Annotated in this window: 15 protein-coding genes and 1 other RNA gene; 8 read left to right on the top strand and 8 right to left on the bottom strand. The window is 38.6% G+C overall.

Going from position 1 to position 15,709, the window contains the following annotated elements; translation table 11 throughout:
- Positions 1-12: 12 nt before the first annotated feature.
- Complete coding sequence (locus H2677_RS04345; protein WP_004913846.1) at positions 13-420, bottom strand: hypothetical protein; 408 nt, start codon at positions 418-420, stop codon at positions 13-15.
- Positions 421-444: 24 nt separating this feature from the next.
- A complete protein-coding gene (locus H2677_RS04340; protein ID WP_235702179.1) occupies positions 445-1,800 on the bottom strand; it encodes a phosphatase domain-containing putative toxin in 1,356 nt (451 codons plus the stop codon).
- Between the two features lie 476 nt (positions 1,801-2,276).
- Between H2677_RS04340 and ssrA the strand changes: the two genes are divergently transcribed.
- The 3 genes from ssrA to cueR all read left to right on the top strand — a co-directional run bounded on the left by ssrA (position 2,277) and on the right by cueR (position 5,863).
- Positions 2,277-2,636: a transfer-messenger RNA gene (gene ssrA, locus H2677_RS04335) on the top strand.
- Between the two features lie 286 nt (positions 2,637-2,922).
- Entirely contained in the window at positions 2,923-5,394 is a 2,472-nt protein-coding gene (locus H2677_RS04330; protein WP_212639212.1) for a heavy metal translocating P-type ATPase, read from the top strand.
- 10 nt (positions 5,395-5,404) lie between these two features.
- The gene (cueR, locus tag H2677_RS04325; RefSeq protein WP_004952770.1) at positions 5,405-5,863 is read left to right on the top strand and encodes a Cu(I)-responsive transcriptional regulator; all 459 of its coding nucleotides are present in this window, start codon (positions 5,405-5,407) and stop codon (positions 5,861-5,863) included.
- A gap of 52 nt (positions 5,864-5,915) precedes the next feature.
- Here the strand turns inward: cueR and H2677_RS04320 are convergent, their stop codons facing one another.
- The 4 genes from H2677_RS04320 to H2677_RS04305 form a co-directional block, all read right to left on the bottom strand.
- A complete protein-coding gene (locus H2677_RS04320) occupies positions 5,916-6,104 on the bottom strand; it encodes a heavy-metal-associated domain-containing protein (protein ID WP_004913856.1) in 189 nt (62 codons plus the stop codon).
- A 172-nt stretch (positions 6,105-6,276) separates the two neighbouring features.
- Positions 6,277-7,803: a DHA2 family efflux MFS transporter permease subunit gene (locus tag H2677_RS04315; RefSeq protein ID WP_004913858.1), complete on the bottom strand. Its 1,527-nt coding sequence runs from the start codon at positions 7,801-7,803 to the stop codon at positions 6,277-6,279.
- A 6-nt stretch (positions 7,804-7,809) separates the two neighbouring features.
- Positions 7,810-8,958 carry an HlyD family efflux transporter periplasmic adaptor subunit gene (locus H2677_RS04310; protein ID WP_212639211.1) on the bottom strand — a complete coding sequence of 383 codons (1,149 nt, stop codon included), beginning with the start codon at positions 8,956-8,958 and terminating at the stop codon, positions 7,810-7,812.
- Positions 8,959-9,221: 263 nt separating this feature from the next.
- Positions 9,222-9,719 carry a thioesterase family protein gene (locus tag H2677_RS04305; protein WP_004952759.1) on the bottom strand — a complete coding sequence of 166 codons (498 nt, stop codon included), beginning with the start codon at positions 9,717-9,719 and terminating at the stop codon, positions 9,222-9,224.
- A gap of 257 nt (positions 9,720-9,976) precedes the next feature.
- Between H2677_RS04305 and hemB the strand changes: the two genes are divergently transcribed.
- Both hemB and H2677_RS04295 read left to right on the top strand, forming a co-directional pair.
- A complete protein-coding gene (gene hemB / locus H2677_RS04300) occupies positions 9,977-10,990 on the top strand; it encodes a porphobilinogen synthase (RefSeq protein ID WP_004913864.1) in 1,014 nt (337 codons plus the stop codon).
- Between the two features lie 72 nt (positions 10,991-11,062).
- The gene (locus tag H2677_RS04295; protein ID WP_212639210.1) at positions 11,063-12,184 is read left to right on the top strand and encodes an NAD(P)/FAD-dependent oxidoreductase; all 1,122 of its coding nucleotides are present in this window, start codon (positions 11,063-11,065) and stop codon (positions 12,182-12,184) included.
- Here H2677_RS04295 and H2677_RS04290 read toward each other — a convergent pair.
- The gene (locus H2677_RS04290; protein ID WP_212639209.1) at positions 12,170-13,078 is read right to left on the bottom strand and encodes a TIGR01777 family oxidoreductase; all 909 of its coding nucleotides are present in this window, start codon (positions 13,076-13,078) and stop codon (positions 12,170-12,172) included. The two genes, H2677_RS04295 and H2677_RS04290, sit on opposite strands and share 15 nt — an antisense overlap.
- 76 nt (positions 13,079-13,154) lie before the next feature.
- On the bottom strand, positions 13,155-13,601 hold the full coding sequence (locus H2677_RS04285) for an ABZJ_00895 family protein (RefSeq protein ID WP_151707908.1): 447 nt from the start codon (positions 13,599-13,601) through the stop codon (positions 13,155-13,157).
- A 307-nt stretch (positions 13,602-13,908) separates the two neighbouring features.
- Here H2677_RS04285 and H2677_RS04280 point away from each other — a divergent pair, with 307 nt between their 5' ends.
- From H2677_RS04280 to H2677_RS04270, 3 genes are all read left to right on the top strand, one after another.
- Positions 13,909-14,286, top strand: a complete 378-nt coding sequence (locus H2677_RS04280; RefSeq protein ID WP_212639207.1) for a VOC family protein — start codon at positions 13,909-13,911, stop codon at positions 14,284-14,286.
- A gap of 50 nt (positions 14,287-14,336) precedes the next feature.
- The gene (locus tag H2677_RS04275; RefSeq protein WP_004952744.1) at positions 14,337-14,993 is read left to right on the top strand and encodes a hypothetical protein; all 657 of its coding nucleotides are present in this window, start codon (positions 14,337-14,339) and stop codon (positions 14,991-14,993) included.
- Positions 14,994-15,064: 71 nt separating this feature from the next.
- The gene (locus tag H2677_RS04270; RefSeq protein ID WP_212639206.1) at positions 15,065-15,706 is read left to right on the top strand and encodes a hypothetical protein; all 642 of its coding nucleotides are present in this window, start codon (positions 15,065-15,067) and stop codon (positions 15,704-15,706) included.
- Positions 15,707-15,709: the final 3 nt, after the last annotated feature.

The following is a 15,709-nucleotide window of genomic DNA, read 5'->3' as shown; positions in this document are numbered from 1 at the left end:
GCATCGACTGAATTATGCGTGGAACGCGCGTTCAATCGTTGGTAAAGCAATACGAGCCTTAGTCAACACCATGCCTAAGTTCGCACCTTTACGGCAAACAAAACATACGATCTCGTTTTGATCTTTAGTGCGAATAAATACGTGGATCAAATTTTCACTATTCACGATAATTTCTTGGAAGTAGTGATAATTATCTTCATCCATCAAACCACGTGATTTTTTAAAAATTTTCTCAATTGCGACAACATTCGGCCCCTGAAAAAGATCAGCTGTAGCGGCAGCTAAAAAATCAAACACTTCCGAAGGATGTGAATCAACCGTTTTAATACTTAAAATCATTCCTGAATTTAAATCTACAAAACCAGCTGCGAGACAGTCTGGTACGCTGGTCATTGCGCGTTGTAAAGCATCATCTAACATCTTATTTTCCCCTTGTATGGCGAGTTACGCCTTGCTAACCAACACATTAGAATCAATGTGTTTTTCTAAAAAAATTGAAAAATCATACAAAAAATCAATCTGTTGCTCAGATTGAATCATCAAGTAATTCAGAGAACGTATATATTCGATTGCCTCAAGTGCAGTCTTTTGAAGCCTTGCTTTCCATAAGAAGTAAACAGCCAACATCGTTCCTGTTCGCCCCAAACCCGCTTTACAGTGCAAAGCAATGGATTTGCGATGAGATATGTTTTGGTCAATACATAGACAAAACTGATAAGCATCCTGTAAAGATGGAACAGACATATCGTCAATCGGGAAATGTGAAACTGTTATGCCAAATTCAGCGGCTAGATCAGGGTTAAAGCTTTCTTCGGTCAGTGATACCAAATCAGTAATTCCAACATCCTGTAAATACTTCAAATCAAGTGCCGTCTCTCGAACTACTCCAGGACACGGACAACCAGCAAGCCGTCCGCGAATTAGCCAAACAAACCCCAAAGGGCCTCTAGCTTGGTTTTTTGCATCCGCTGCGTGTTCTAAAAAATCAACGTGTTGCAGATTTGTGTCTGTATCTTCACGACTTTGGATTTTCTGCGAGCACTCTAAAATTGGTTCATTTGATATTTGATCAACGTCTACTAAATGTTTAGCTAAACTCAAATGTTTTGAAGTCGCTACTTGGAGATTCATCAACGATTGCTCTTGTCGATCTAACTCTTCAGCAGAAAGCTCCGCACAGGACCCGGTTCTCAGAAATTGTTTCGTCATCTCGTGTTGAGGATGTTCAAAAAAAGCTTCTGCTGAGCTAATTTCTTGTATGCAACCATTTGCTAATAAACCAACGTAATTGGCTAATTTTTTAGATCGCTGAATATGGTGAGATACAATCAGAATCGGGATTTTCTTGGCAATTTTTCGGATTAAATCATGCACAAAAATCGCATCGGAATCAGATAACCCCACCGATGGTTCATCAATCATCAACAGTGCTGGCTCTGACAACAAGGTATATAAAATTGCTAAATTCTTTGCTTCATGGCGTTCTAAAGTTGCCGTCGATTGGTGAAGCTTTGCCAGAATCCAAGTTTGATCATACTGATCGCATAACTGCTGAATTAGACGGAGTTGTTGTTGTAAATCTAAGCTTGAACGATTAGGTAAATGTGAAAGAATATTTTCTTTAACAGTCTGTGTAATATGAATTAATTTTTGCTGAACTAAGGCAGGTTTTTTATCAGAGTCGAATAATGAATAGCCATTATAAGTGATCTCACCACTGAACTTGAGTTGAGGTTTTCCTTGATTCAGACCCGCAAGTGTACGCAGTAAAGTTGATTTACCTGTTCCGGAAGGTCCCATTAAAATAGTAATCCCTTGGCTTAAAACCTTTAAATTTAAAGATCTTAAAATTTTCTTCCCTGAGATTTCTAAATTAAAATTTTTTATCGAAAGTGTTGAATCCTCATCCACTTATCAACCCCAATAACCATCAAAAAGCAAATGCAAAAAATAAAAACAATTAAGATACAATTTATAACATAAATAACATAATTTATCACGGTAATAATTAGTCTAATTTTCAAAACATTTTTTCTCAATTTTATTCTTTGATTCCACCCTGCTCTTCATAGCAAATTTTTTCTTCTAAACAACAATATGATGTATTTTCAATCAAATTCTTTGTTTTATTTCAATTTAAGTAAATGACTTGATTGCTGTAGCGAGTTTATTGTCCGTTGGTTTAATTGAAATGCAAGAATCTATTAATCGATCAAATTACATAGAAATTAACGTTCAAATCCATAATATTTGTGCTATGATGCTTGTTCATATATGGGGATGTTATTGGCTTCGACGCTGGTGATGAAGCTCATAGATGCATGCCGAGAGCGCATTTTCTCTCGTAAATAAAATTTGCATTTAAATAGTCGCAAACGACGAAACTTACGCTCTAGCTGCCTAAGGGCAGCTTGTCCGCTTCCTAGAATACTTGTGGTTTAGGAACCCGACCGAAGCGCACGCACACAAGTCCGTATAGAGCCAAGCCTCGGGGCTTTATACCAAACTTAGAGGATCGCACCTTGTACCCTGTTCGTCGGGTCACATGGTGTTAAAACAATAGACGATATCTAAGCATGTAGTATTCTCGAGTGTAGTGCTGGCGGACGCGGGTTCAACTCCCGCCATCTCCACCAAATACCTTTAATAAAAAAGCCACTTACATAAGTGGCTTTTTTATTGACAAGACTTTTATATTTTTTTAAATTCGCAAGAATATCAATAATGTACAAAACAAAAAAAAGATTCATTATTTGAGTAAATATAGAATAAAACCCTCAAGCAACTGATTTAAATATCAATTTCATCATGTTTATTTTAAAAATAGATTTCACTTCGATATTTACATAGTGAGTACTTGACCTTCCTATAATGGTAAGGTCTATGCTTTAAGCAATCAAAGAATATTTATAGGTAAATCCCATGGGAACCGAAATAAATCAAAGATTAAGCTTACAAATTGAAGGTATGACTTGTGCAAGCTGTGTAAGTCGTGTTGAAAATGCTATTAAAAAAGTTGATGGTGTGCGATCAGCCTCAGTAAATTTAGCCACTGAGCGTGCAGACATTACACTTAATAAGCCTTTAGATCGTCAATTATTAATTCATGCAATTGAACAAGCAGGCTATGATGTTCCCCAAAACAGAATTGAATTATCAATAAAAGGTATGACCTGTGCCTCATGTGTTGGTCGTGTCGAGAAAGCACTCAAATCCGTCTCTGGTGTCACTGAAGCGAATGTCAATCTTGCAACTGAACGAGCAACAGTAAGTGGTTCGGCAAGTGTAGAGGCATTGATCGCAGCAATAGATAAAGCTGGATATGATGCTGTAGAAATTCAAGCTTCAATTGCCGATCCATCTGAGCAGCTTCAGAAAAAAGATCAAGAACGCGCTGAACTTAAACGCGATTTAATTCTTGCCACGCTTTTTGCTTTGCCTGTGTTTATTCTTGAAATGGGCTCTCATCTAATTCCAAGCTTTCATCATCTGATTGCTCAAACCATTGGGATGCAAAATAGTTGGTACATACAATTCGTACTGACTACCCTTGTTTTAACGATTCCAGGTAGAAGATTTTATTTAAAAGGCATCCCCGCTTTATTTCGTCTAGCACCAGATATGAATTCTTTGGTAGCCGTTGGAACATTAGCTGCATATCTATTTTCTATAGTGGCTACCTTCATTCCAGACACACTCCCTTCGGGAACAGTCAATGTTTATTATGAAGCTGCTGCGGTTATTGTTGCTTTAATCTTACTTGGTCGTTTTCTTGAAGCAAAAGCAAAAGGACGTACTTCAGAAGCGATTCAACGTTTAGTCAGTTTACAAGCTAAAACAGCTCATGTTCACCGTGATGGACAAATGCTTGAGATTGCAATTGATCAAGTTATTGCTGGCGACACGGTGATTGTAAAACCTGGTGAAAGAATACCTGTTGATGGGCAAGTGACTGATGGAAATAGTTTTGTCGATGAATCCATGATTACAGGTGAACCGATACCTGTTGAGAAAGTGATTGGTAGCGATGTGGTAGGTGGTACGATTAATCAAAATGGAACTCTCACTTTTACAGCGTTAGCTGTTGGTGGTGAAACCATGCTAGCGCAAATAATTCGCTTAGTTGAGCAAGCACAAGGCTCTAAAATGCCGATTCAAGCGGTAGTCGATAAAATCACCTTATGGTTCGTACCAGCAGTAATGATTGCAGCAGTGCTGACATTCTTAGTTTGGTTAATTTTCGGCCCATCTCCTGCCCTAACTTTTGCCTTAGTAAATGCAGTCGCAGTACTGATTATCGCTTGTCCATGTGCTATGGGTTTGGCAACACCTACATCGATCATGGTGGGTACAGGTCGTGGTGCAGAATTAGGCGTGTTGTTCCGTAAAGGCGAAGCTTTACAGCTATTAAAAGATGCAAAAATTGTAGCTGTTGATAAAACAGGTACTTTAACTGAGGGACATCCAGAATTAACTGATTTTGAAGTCACATCTCAGTTTGAACGAGATCAAGTTTTGGCTGCTGTAGCTGCTGTTGAATCCCGATCAGAACATCCTATCGCAAAAGCGATTGTTGATCAGGCCAAGCTAGAGAACTTGCTTCTTCCTAAAGTTGATCGCTTTGATTCGGTTACGGGTATGGGTGTATCTGCAGTGATCAATGATGATATTCAAATTAATATCGGTGCTGATCGTTATATGCAGCAGCTTGGTATTGAAGTACAGCCCTTCGCAACAACTGCTTTACGTTTAGGTGATGAAGGTAAATCACCACTTTATGTTGCGATGAATGGTCAACTAGCAGGAATTATAGCGGTTGCAGATCCAATTAAATCCACGACTCCCGCAGCGATTCAAGCTTTACACCAATTAGGACTGAAAGTCGCAATGATCACTGGAGATAATGCACGTACTGCTCAGGCAATTGCAAAACAATTAGGTATTGATGAGGTAATCGCTGAAGTCTTACCTGAAGGAAAAGTTAATGCAGTCAAAGAGCTAAAATCCCAATATGGTCATATTGTCTTTGTTGGTGATGGAATTAATGATGCCCCTGCATTGGCTGAAGCCGATGTAGGTGTAGCGATAGGTACAGGTACAGATGTTGCAATTGAATCGGCAGATGTCGTGCTCATGTCTGGCAATATGCAAGGTGTAACAAATGCAATCGCCTTATCCAAAGCCACAATCGGCAACATTCATCAAAACCTGTTTTGGGCTTTTGCTTACAACACCATGCTAATTCCTGTTGCCGCTGGAATATTATATCCAAACTATGGAATTTTAATGTCACCCATCTTTGCTGCAGGAGCTATGGCATTATCTAGCGTCTTTGTATTAGGAAATGCACTACGTCTACGTCGTTTTCAACCACCCTCAGTATATCTAGGTTGAGGAGAATAAGATGAATATTGGTAAAGTCTCTCAAGCTTCAGGGGTCTCAACCAAAATGATTCGATACTATGAACAGATTGGTTTGATCCCGACAGCGGGGCGTAATAATGCAGGTTATCGCTCCTACTCAGTGACTGATGTTGAACGTTTAAAGTTTATCAAGCGAAGTCGAGAATTGGGATTTTCAGTTGTGGAAATCTCAGATTTGCTTGATCTGTGGAATGATCGCAATCGACAAAGTGCTGATGTAAAACGCTTAGCACTCGGACATATTGAGAAATTAGAACAACGTATAAACGACTTACAGCAAATGGCGAATACGCTGAAAGATTTAATCAATTGCTGCGCAGGTGATGATCGTCCTGAATGTCCGATTCTTGAGGGTCTCAAAGAACCGAGCAATGAAAATAAGGAACAGCATCACCATAATGACCTGCTGTCAATTTCACCATTAGCCAAGAAAAAATAAGGAATTAAAAAGGGCTACAAAAATGTAGCCCTTAAACTTTGTCTAAATGATTTTAGCGCGGTGGGAAACCTGCTTCAGTCAATGCTTCAGCAACCTGCTCTTGTGTTGCTGTTGTTTCAACAGTCACTTTACGACTTGGTGGATCAGCAATCACTTTAGCATTTGCATCCAAAGCTTGAATTGCTCGAGTAACACCGCGAGCACAACCACCACACGTCATATTCTCTACATGGAATTCCATGATATCTCTCCAATAAAATAGATGGTTAATAGAATATATTCCTTCCCATAATTGTAAGGTCAAGCGATTTTTTACTTGATCCTCTTTAGAGTTAGGTTACACCTTAGCTATAAGAAAAAACTCGGAGAACAACTCCAAGTTTAATTCAATGATTTCCACCTAAATCATGCAGTTAATGTGGTGCGGGGCCACCTACTATCGGCTTAGGTTTAGGACTTAACCAAATTAATAGACTCGCAAACACAAACACCAAAGCCAAAATCATAAAGACATGATTTGCTGAAATCGTAATTGCTTCTTTATCGACAAGATTGGCGATTGTTGCCAAAGTAGCATCAGAAGAAAACCCATTTTGCAGCAATGTATTTTGAACCTCTTGTGGATGCAGTGAATTAACCATTTCACTACGCGCCACTTTGGTGTGGTCATCCCAAATCGTAACTGCAATCGAAGCACCGATTGCCCCTGCCATGGTTCTTAGAAAATTCATTAAACCTGCAGCAGATGCCATTTCTTGGGGAAGAACCGAGCCCATTGCAATATTAGACAAGGGGATAAAGAAAAATGGGACAGCAAATCCCTGCAATATCTGAGGCCAAGCCAATGCCATAAAATCTGCATCAGTTACCCAAAATGCACGCATTAAGGTTACAACACCCAGCAAAGCCAAACCAAAACTCGCTAAAGCACGTGGATCATATTTGGTTGATAATTTGGCTACAATTGGAGACATCGTCAAACTACCAAAGCCCATAGTTGCCGTTAGATAACCAGCCCATGTTGCGGTATATCCTAGATTGATTTGCAACCACTGTGGGATCAATACAATACTGCCAAAAAATGCCCCAAACCCAAATGCTAAGGCAGTGACAGAAACTGCAAAACCTCGATGCCTAAAAACATATAAATTTACAACAGGGTGTTTTTCGGTTAACTCCCAAATCATAAAAACAATAAAACCAATCACGGCAATTAAAGCTAAAACGATAATACTACTACTGTTGAACCAGTCTTTTTCATGCCCAAGATCAAGCATGAGTTGTAACGCACCAATCCAAAGTACCAGCAATCCCAGCCCAATCGCATCTATGCGTAATTTTTCTGTTTTGGTTTCAGCTACCGACAACAAACGCATCGCAGCGAGAACACAAAATATTCCGACAGGTATATTGATAAAAAATATCCAATGCCATGATAAATTATCGCTAATCAAACCGCCTAAAATAGGACCGAGAATAGGTCCAATCACCGTTGTCATTGCCCATAGCCCCATCGCTTGAGCATGTTTTTCAGGTGGAAAAATACGCATTAATAATGTTTGACTCAGTGGCATTAACGGTCCACCACAGAGCCCTTGTCCAATACGGAAAAAGACCAACATTTCTAATGAAGTCGCTAGACCACATAAAAATGAAAAGACCGTAAAGCCAATCAAACCAAAGACAAAGACACGAACCGTACCAAATCGCCCTGCCAACCATCCAGTTAAAGGAACACAGATGGCCTCAGCCACTGCATAAGACGTAATCACCCAAGTTCCTTGAGAACTTGAAACGGCGAGGTTACCAGTGATATGAGGAACAGAAACGTTAGCAATCGTTGTGTCTAACACCACCATAAAGTTAGAAAGTGCAATTACAAAAGCTGCAAGCAATAATCGCCCACCACTAAGTTCTGCAAAAGGATTCTGAGTCTTCATGATGAATTACTTCGATGCTAGATCAATATCTACTTGCATTGAAAGACCTACTCGCAGAGGATGCTCAGCCAACTCTTTAGGATCTAAGGTGATGCGTACAGGTAGGCGCTGAACCACTTTAATCCAATTTCCAGTCGCATTTTGTGCAGGAATCAATGCAAAAGCAGCACCTGTTCCACCTGAGAAACCTTGAACTTTGCCGTGATAAATGACTTCATCCCCATATAAATCAGATGTTAATGTCACAGTTTGACCTGCTTTCACTTTTGCCAATTGGCTTTCTTTGAAGTTGGCATCTACATATAACGCTGAAACTGGTACGACGGACATCATGACTGTTCCAGGTGCAACACGCTGTCCAATTTGAATATTCTTACGTGTTACAACACCATCTACAGGGGCACGTATAACCGTTCTTTCCAAATCTAATAATGCTTGATCAACATGTGCTTTTGCCACTAAAACATCTGGAGTTGAAGCCTCATTGACACCTTGAATCAAAGCATCGTTTGCAGCCAAAGTACTTACCGCAGCATTGCGACTCGACATAGCTTGAGCAAGTCCTGCTTGAGCAAGCTCTAAACTGGCTTTTGCAGTCGAAACAGCACTTTGTGATTTACTTAATTCTTCTTTAGAAATTGCACCTGAAGCAGCTAGTTCGTTACGACGTTTTAACTCTAAACTCACTCGATCATATTCAGCTTGGGCTTTATTGACTTGAGCTTGAGCACTTGTGATTTCATCTTTAGTTACGATCACTTGTGAATTCAGAGAACTGCTATTTGCTTGGCTTTGTTTGTATTGACGTTGTGCTTTTGCTAGCTCCGCTTGAGCCTGTGCAAGTTGAATTTGTGCATCTCGTTGGTCGATTTTAACTAAGATATCGCCACGTTTAACCTGCTGTGTATCCTTCACTAAAACTTCAGCAACTTGTCCACCGATCATAGAGGTCACTTGTGCTGTTTCAGCACCAACATAGGCATTATCAGTGCTTACAGAATGATGAAAAAATAATGCCCAAATCCCATACAAAATTGCAGCTATGATAAGAATCAGGGCAAATAGTCCTAAAAACTTTTTACGCTTTGCTTTCATTGCATCATCAGAAATAGCTTCAGATAAAGCTTGCTGTTCGTTGGTTTGGGAGTCAGTCATAAATTATTCCTGAAATTAAATAGATCATTTACTTCTGTTTTAATCAGCCGATCAGTCTATGTATCGAAACTTAACCGAAAGTTAAAAACAAAAGATAAATATGAACAAAAATTTCAGAGCATTCTACCGACAAATAATCATATTACGAGAATAAAAAAAATAACTGATGCGTTCAGTTATAGCATTTTGATAATAATTAAAACTATTTGTTTTCAGAAATAAAAAAAGCGCCGAATGGCGCTTTTTTGAAATTTTTCAAAAAATTAGAAAGCATATGATGCGATTGCAGTCGCTATTGGCTTATCGTCATCATTGACCATCGTCATGCGCATCGTGCATCCCTTACGCCCTAAACGTAAAGTTTCTGCACGAGCGATAAAATATTTACCACGACCAGGTGCAAGATAATCTACACGCATATCAACAGTAGCCAAACGAGAAACTTTTTTAATAGTATCAGGTAAATCCTCTGGCGTTGCACGGCGATATAGCTGTTCCATTGCAACCACTCCACCAATACTATCCAACATCGTTGCAGCAACACCACCATGCAAAATCTGGAACGCAACATTACCAATCAACTCTGGTTGCATCTCAATGTAGCCTTCAATTTGATCATCAACTACACGCATGACCATGCCACAGTGCTTAAAAAATGGTGAAGAATTAAATGCTTTACAAAGCTGTTTTAATACCACGCCATGATCGGCTTTAGCACCTAACTGAATATTACCTGTCCAGTTTTTCTTTACATCATTCATACGCTGCCTGAATCCATAGATCGAAGCTGATGAGCATTGATAAATGCCTGCAAATACTTATGACTTATCATGAATACTGCATCACATGATCAAAATTTCAACAGCCCTTTTGAAACATCCCATAATTTTTACAAAACCAAAATTATAGGGCTACAATAGTGAGGACATCGAATTGACCTAAGCCGCTAAGTTCTCCCCTAGCATGACTTAAATGATTCAATTATTCCTATAGTGTAATACTGAACATCGAGATTGTTATGACTTATACGTTCAATCGTCCTGCTTTCCCTGCGACTCGCATGCGCCGTATCCGTAAAAATGACCAATTACGAGCGATGGTAAGCGAAACACAATTGACAGCTAATCACTTGATTTATCCAGTTTTTGTACTACCAGGACAACAACAAGTTCAAGACATTCCGAGCATGCCAAATATACAGCGTTTATCTGCTGATTTATTGCTCAAAAAAGCAGAACAACTTCTTGAGTTAGGTGTTTCAAAGCTTGCACTATTTCCCGTTACCCCTCAAGAAGACAAAAGTTTAACTGCTGAAGCAGCATGGCATGAAGATGGATTAGTACAAACCACTTGCCAATTACTTAAAAAAGAATTACCTGAAATGGTACTCATCACAGATGGTGCGCTTGATCCTTATACTACTCACGGTCAAGATGGCATTATCGATGAAACAGGCTATGTGTTGAACGATGAAACTGTTGAATGCTTAATTAAACAAGCATTGAGTCATGCTGCGGCAGGTGCAGATGTTGTTGCCCCAAGTGACATGATGGATGGTCGTATCGGAGCAATCCGTCAAGCACTTGAACAAAACGGTTTTATTTATACCAATATCATGGCGTACTCTGCTAAATATGCATCAAGTTTCTATGGTCCATTCCGTGATGCAGTTGGCTCTGCTAGCAACCTAAAAGGCGGCAATAAATATAATTATCAAATGGATATCGGCAACCGTGCTGAAGCATTACATGAAATTGCTTTAGACATCCAAGAAGGCGCGGATATGGTCATCGTTAAACCTGGAATGCCATATCTAGATGTTGTTCGTGAAGTAAAAGATACTTTTGGCGTACCAACCTTTGTCTATCAAGTTAGCGGTGAATACGCGATGCTTGCAGGTGCTATCCAAAATGGCTGGTTATCGGACAGTGTTATCTTAGAATCATTAATGTGCTGTCGTCGTGCAGGTGCAGACGGTATCTGGACTTATTTTGCTGAAGAAGCCGCACGTAAACTCAAAGAGATGAAATAACTCTCCGAAGCTACAACACTCCTCACCTCTTTAATAAGGAGGGAGGGATCTTTAAATTGGTTTGACGTTAATATGCATATTGCCATCATTGGTGCAGGGATCAGCGGCTTAATGACAGCTCTGGAACTTGCTGAACAAGGCTGTTTTGTTGATATTTTTGATCAACAGCAAGCAGGTCAAGCTGCATCTTGGGCTGGTGGTGGTATTTTATCGCCTATGTATCCGTGGCGATATGCACCCGAAGTTAACCAATTAGCTCAGTTTGGAAAATCGCTCTATCAAATGTGGAATGAAAAACTCTACCCAATCACAGGGATTGATTTTCAGATTCACGATACAGGCATGCTAATTTTCGATCAGGATGATTTTGATATTGGGTTGAGCTATGCAGCAAAGTTCAATGAGCCGATGCAACAATCAGAATATTTAAATCAGAATCAACTCAATCAGATTAATCCACGTGTTTCAGCAAAATTCCGAGAAGCCATTTATTTTCCTCATCTATCCAATGTGCGGAATCCTCGCCTACTTCAATCTCTGATTAGTTATTTGAAACAACATCCTTTGGTTCGTTTTTTTGAACATAGTCCAATCGAAAAGTTAATCATTCAAAAACATAAAATTAAGGGCTTGCAAAGCGAAGATGGTCACCAACACTTTGCTGATCATGTAGTTTTAACTTCAGGTGCGTGGACAAAGCATTGGGAAGAACAGTTACAACTGAATATTCCTGTTCATCCTATCCAAGGTCAAATGTTGTTATTCAAAACACCTGAAAATTGGCTTCCAACGATGTGCATGAATCAAGTGATGTATCTGATTCCACGTCAGGATGGTCATATCGTCTGTGGTTCAAGTATGGTGGACTGCGGTTTTAATACCACTGTAGATGATCAAACTCAGCAAGACATTTTGACAGCGTGCCTAGAAATGGTTCCTGAGCTAGCTCAATTTCCAATCGTAAAACGTTGGGCAGGCTTGCGCCCTAGCTCACCACATGGCATCCCATACATTGGGGCGATTCCAGAGCTTGAAAATTTGTGGGCAAACTTTGGACATTTCCGCAATGGATTATGTATGGGAGCAGGTTCGGCACAACTGCTGCGTCAGCTCATTCTAGAGCAACCGACATGTGTTGAACCAAACGCGTACTCTCCAACCCAACTGCGAAAGAAACTCTTAGTCGTCGAGTAAAATTTCACCTAATGCCATATCTAAAGTTGGATATTGAAACTCAAAACCAAGAGCTTGTAAGGCTTTAGGCTGTACATATTGACCATTTAAAATCAATTGTGATTGTTCGCCTAGAGCAAGCTCAAATACGAACTTTGGCAATGAAATAAAGGGTTTTCGCTTTAAGATTTTGCTAGCAATCTTAACGAATTGCTGTTGATTTGTTTGCTCAGGTGTAACGAGATTGTAAACCTTCTGCGCACTATTGGAGTCAAATAAAAACTCTATTGCACTTAACACATCTTGGATATGAATCCACACTACTGGTTGTTGCCCTGAACCAATCTTACCCGCGGCATTTAATCGAATCGGCAACAACATTTGCGGCAAAATTCCACCACCTTGACCAAATACAACCCCTAAACGAATAATTTTCGTATTCTGTTGCGAAAACTTTAAAGCCGTTTGCTCCCAAGCTTGGCAAAGCTCAGACATAAAAATCGCCTGCGCTGGGGTGTTTTCATCACAACTGGTATTCCATTGCTCTTGTGGATCAATACCATAGTAGCCAATCGCTGAGCCAGAAATAATGCATTTCGGAAAAATCTGTTGCTGTTGCAACCACTCATAAAGTCGTTGGGTGGTATTGACACGACTATTCATTAATTGCTGTTTTCGCTCACTACTCCAGCGTTTTTGACCAATATTTTCGCCCGCAAGATTGATGACATAATCAATTTGTTGGGTTTGAATCTGCTCAAATGAAGTCACCCATTGCAGATCAGGATGTTGTGAAGATTTATTCGTTTGTCGTGTTAGCGCAATGACCTTGTACTGTCTTTTCAACAAAAAAGGTAAAAGATGAGAACCAATAAATCCACTCGCCCCTGTTACCAATACAGTCAATTTTTGCATCGCACTACCTATCAAAAATCATGTGTATAGATAGTCTTAACAGAACAAGGGTGAATTACAAGTGAACTTTATTAACCTAGTTAAACATCTTGTTCGCCATTCGTTGTGCTTGTGCGCCATAGAACCACAATGTGATCAAATATAGAGGTATTGCAAGCATCAACCACATTACTACAACGATCATAAGAAAATTTGGCTGCTGTAAATACGCAATAAAGTTCTGCCAAACTTCAGGATCATTGCGACTAAAAATGAATAACCCGAGTAATAATCCAAATAAGTTGTACCCCCAAAAAATTAAACTAAACATCAAAGTGAGTTTCTTTTTTTCAGTTGCAGTTGGGGCACGGCGTTGCTGTTTTAAAAATTTGAATAAAACAAAAATAATAGCAATCAAATACGGAATTGCTGTGAGTATACCTGCAATATTATTTGGTAAAATAGCAGCCAGCACGCCTGCTACCAAAGTTGAAACCAAACAAATAATAAAAAACCATAAATAATATAAACGAAGTGAAATCATGTAGTTAAACCCAATTTGAGTGGTTTCATTAATTAATTATAAATTTTTTTCACTTTTTTTTCATTTTTATGTCAACCGATCAACATTCTTTAGCGTTATATAGGGTACAAGGTCGCAGCAACCGAATCTAAATTGCACGGCATCCGCAACGATTTTCGGTGACCTTTCATTATGACTCTCCATCTTTAGCATTTGTTTTGTTAGCAGCCAAAACTTTTGATAAAGATTTTGACCGACGATTTATCATCACTCGAATCGTCGGTTTTTATTTTTCTAATCATACAAAAATAAAAATATAGGATTAGCCATGAACTCGATTATCTATTTTGAAATTCAATCCTCCAATCCCAAACGCGATACTCAATTTTATCAAAATGTCTTTGGTTGGCATTTCGAGCATGTTGATGGCTTACCCATCGAATATTATCGTATCGAAACGGAAGGGATTCATGGTGGATTACTTCAACGTCCAGTCGCAATCCCCTCAACTGAATGCGGTACCAATGCTTTTACCTGTACGATTGAAGTAGACAATTTTGATGAAACCGCAGCCAAAATTTTAAGCTTGGGCGGTCTTATAGCGATGGATAAATTTGCGATTCCTCATCGTTGTTGGCAAGGCTATTTTCTCGACCTAGACAATAATGTCTTTGGTACATGCAAAATAGATGAGAATGCAAAATGACAGTGTTATACTAAATTTTCTTAAAATTAAGATAGTTAATTCAAATAAAAATGAAATGTCCAAACTGTCAAAACGAAGTTGTGAATGAGAATATCAATATCCAAACGGATATGGGGAAATGTCAAAACTGCAATCATCTATTCAGAGTATCTGAAAATTTTGATTCATCGCCCCAATTCGCTTTTGATATTAATCAACCACCTAAAGGTGCTTGGTATAAAAATGACATGCAAGAAATTAAACTTGGTGCAACCTTAAGAAGCCCAATCGCCTTTTTCTTGGTTCCATTTATGCTGATATGGTCAGGTGGTTCATTGGGTGGGATTTATGGTACTCAAATAGCGAACCAAGAATTTAGTCTTTTACAAAGTTTATTTGGTATCCCATTTATCATCGGTACATTAATCTTTGGCTTTTTTACTTTACTCGTACTGTTTGGAAAAGTTGAACTCACCATAGATCGTCAAGGTGGAAAGGTTTTTACAGGTATTGGGAAACTAGGTAAATCCAAATCTTTTATTTGGAATGAAGTGAGTCGAATCAGAGAAAATCATATTCAAAATGCTTCCAACAAACAACAAGGACAAATCTTTATAGATGCCGCGCAACCCATTCGCTTTGGTTTGGGCTTATCTCCAGAACGTCAACATTATATATTTCATGCATTAAAACGAATACAAATGCAGTATAAACCTGAAAGAAGATAATTTTCTGTAAAATCATCCTTCAAGATATTGATAAATTTATTTTTACATTTTGTACAATAGAGACTTAAAACATGAGTAAAGCAAAAGCTATTGAATTAAGAAAACAATGGGATAATGATAGTAATTCAGCTAAAAGACTAGAGAATAAAAAAACTCCTATTGCTGATATGATAGATGGCGTATTAGCTGAAGATGATTTACTAATAATTTCTAACACTAAGAAGAGAATTAGACATCTTTCTCAAGTATTAGAATCACTACATGACATTTACCTGAAAAATAAAGATTTATATGGTGATAGTTTCTTAGCATTTGTTGGTGATCAAGTTATTAGAGGATGGCCATGGAAAGATTTCCCATTCGCCTCAATTCAAGCATATGATTTAATTAAAGAAAATAATATTAAGTTATATCTAACACAAAAAGACCGTAAATTGAGAAAACAACTAAAATGCAAAAAAATTCAATATGAACATTGGACACCAATTTCTTTTTTTAGAGATGTTTTTCACCTTTCTGAAACACCATTGGATGCAGAAACTTTTTACCATTTACTTATTGAATATTATCGAGTAGTTTTAGTGACAGAGGAAGAAAATAAACTATTAGATAAAAATAATAGGTGGTGGCGACCTTCAGATACATACGAGAAACTCGGCATCAGCATTTTAAATAGAGAAGAAACTTGGCAACAACTTAGTGATGAAAATTGAATA

The organism is Acinetobacter junii (assembly GCF_018336855.1).
Taxonomy (GTDB): domain Bacteria; phylum Pseudomonadota; class Gammaproteobacteria; order Pseudomonadales; family Moraxellaceae; genus Acinetobacter; species Acinetobacter junii.
This window is presented reverse-complemented; position numbering and strand designations above follow the sequence as displayed.

What these genes read in the sequence shown, in the direction of transcription:
- H2677_RS04340 (WP_235702179.1), bottom strand. Translation starts at nt 1,800, where the DNA reads ATGGGACCTTCCGGAACAGGTAAATCAACTTTACTGCGTACACTTGCG.
- H2677_RS04310 (WP_212639211.1), bottom strand. Translation starts at nt 8,958, where the DNA reads ATGACTGACTCCCAAACCAACGAACAGCAAGCTTTATCTGAAGCTATT.
- H2677_RS04330 (WP_212639212.1), top strand. Translation starts at nt 2,923, where the DNA reads ATGGGAACCGAAATAAATCAAAGATTAAGCTTACAAATTGAAGGTATG.
- H2677_RS04305 (WP_004952759.1), bottom strand. Translation starts at nt 9,719, where the DNA reads ATGAATGATGTAAAGAAAAACTGGACAGGTAATATTCAGTTAGGTGCT.
- H2677_RS04285 (WP_151707908.1), bottom strand. Translation starts at nt 13,601, where the DNA reads ATGATTTCACTTCGTTTATATTATTTATGGTTTTTTATTATTTGTTTG.
- H2677_RS04345 (WP_004913846.1), bottom strand. Translation starts at nt 420, where the DNA reads ATGTTAGATGATGCTTTACAACGCGCAATGACCAGCGTACCAGACTGT.
- H2677_RS04295 (WP_212639210.1), top strand. Translation starts at nt 11,063, where the DNA reads ATGCATATTGCCATCATTGGTGCAGGGATCAGCGGCTTAATGACAGCT.
- H2677_RS04270 (WP_212639206.1), top strand. Translation starts at nt 15,065, where the DNA reads ATGAGTAAAGCAAAAGCTATTGAATTAAGAAAACAATGGGATAATGAT.
- H2677_RS04320 (WP_004913856.1), bottom strand. Translation starts at nt 6,104, where the DNA reads ATGGAATTCCATGTAGAGAATATGACGTGTGGTGGTTGTGCTCGCGGT.
- H2677_RS04290 (WP_212639209.1), bottom strand. Translation starts at nt 13,078, where the DNA reads ATGCAAAAATTGACTGTATTGGTAACAGGGGCGAGTGGATTTATTGGT.
- H2677_RS04275 (WP_004952744.1), top strand. Translation starts at nt 14,337, where the DNA reads ATGAAATGTCCAAACTGTCAAAACGAAGTTGTGAATGAGAATATCAAT.
- hemB (WP_004913864.1), top strand. Translation starts at nt 9,977, where the DNA reads ATGACTTATACGTTCAATCGTCCTGCTTTCCCTGCGACTCGCATGCGC.
- H2677_RS04280 (WP_212639207.1), top strand. Translation starts at nt 13,909, where the DNA reads ATGAACTCGATTATCTATTTTGAAATTCAATCCTCCAATCCCAAACGC.
- H2677_RS04315 (WP_004913858.1), bottom strand. Translation starts at nt 7,803, where the DNA reads ATGAAGACTCAGAATCCTTTTGCAGAACTTAGTGGTGGGCGATTATTG.
- cueR (WP_004952770.1), top strand. Translation starts at nt 5,405, where the DNA reads ATGAATATTGGTAAAGTCTCTCAAGCTTCAGGGGTCTCAACCAAAATG.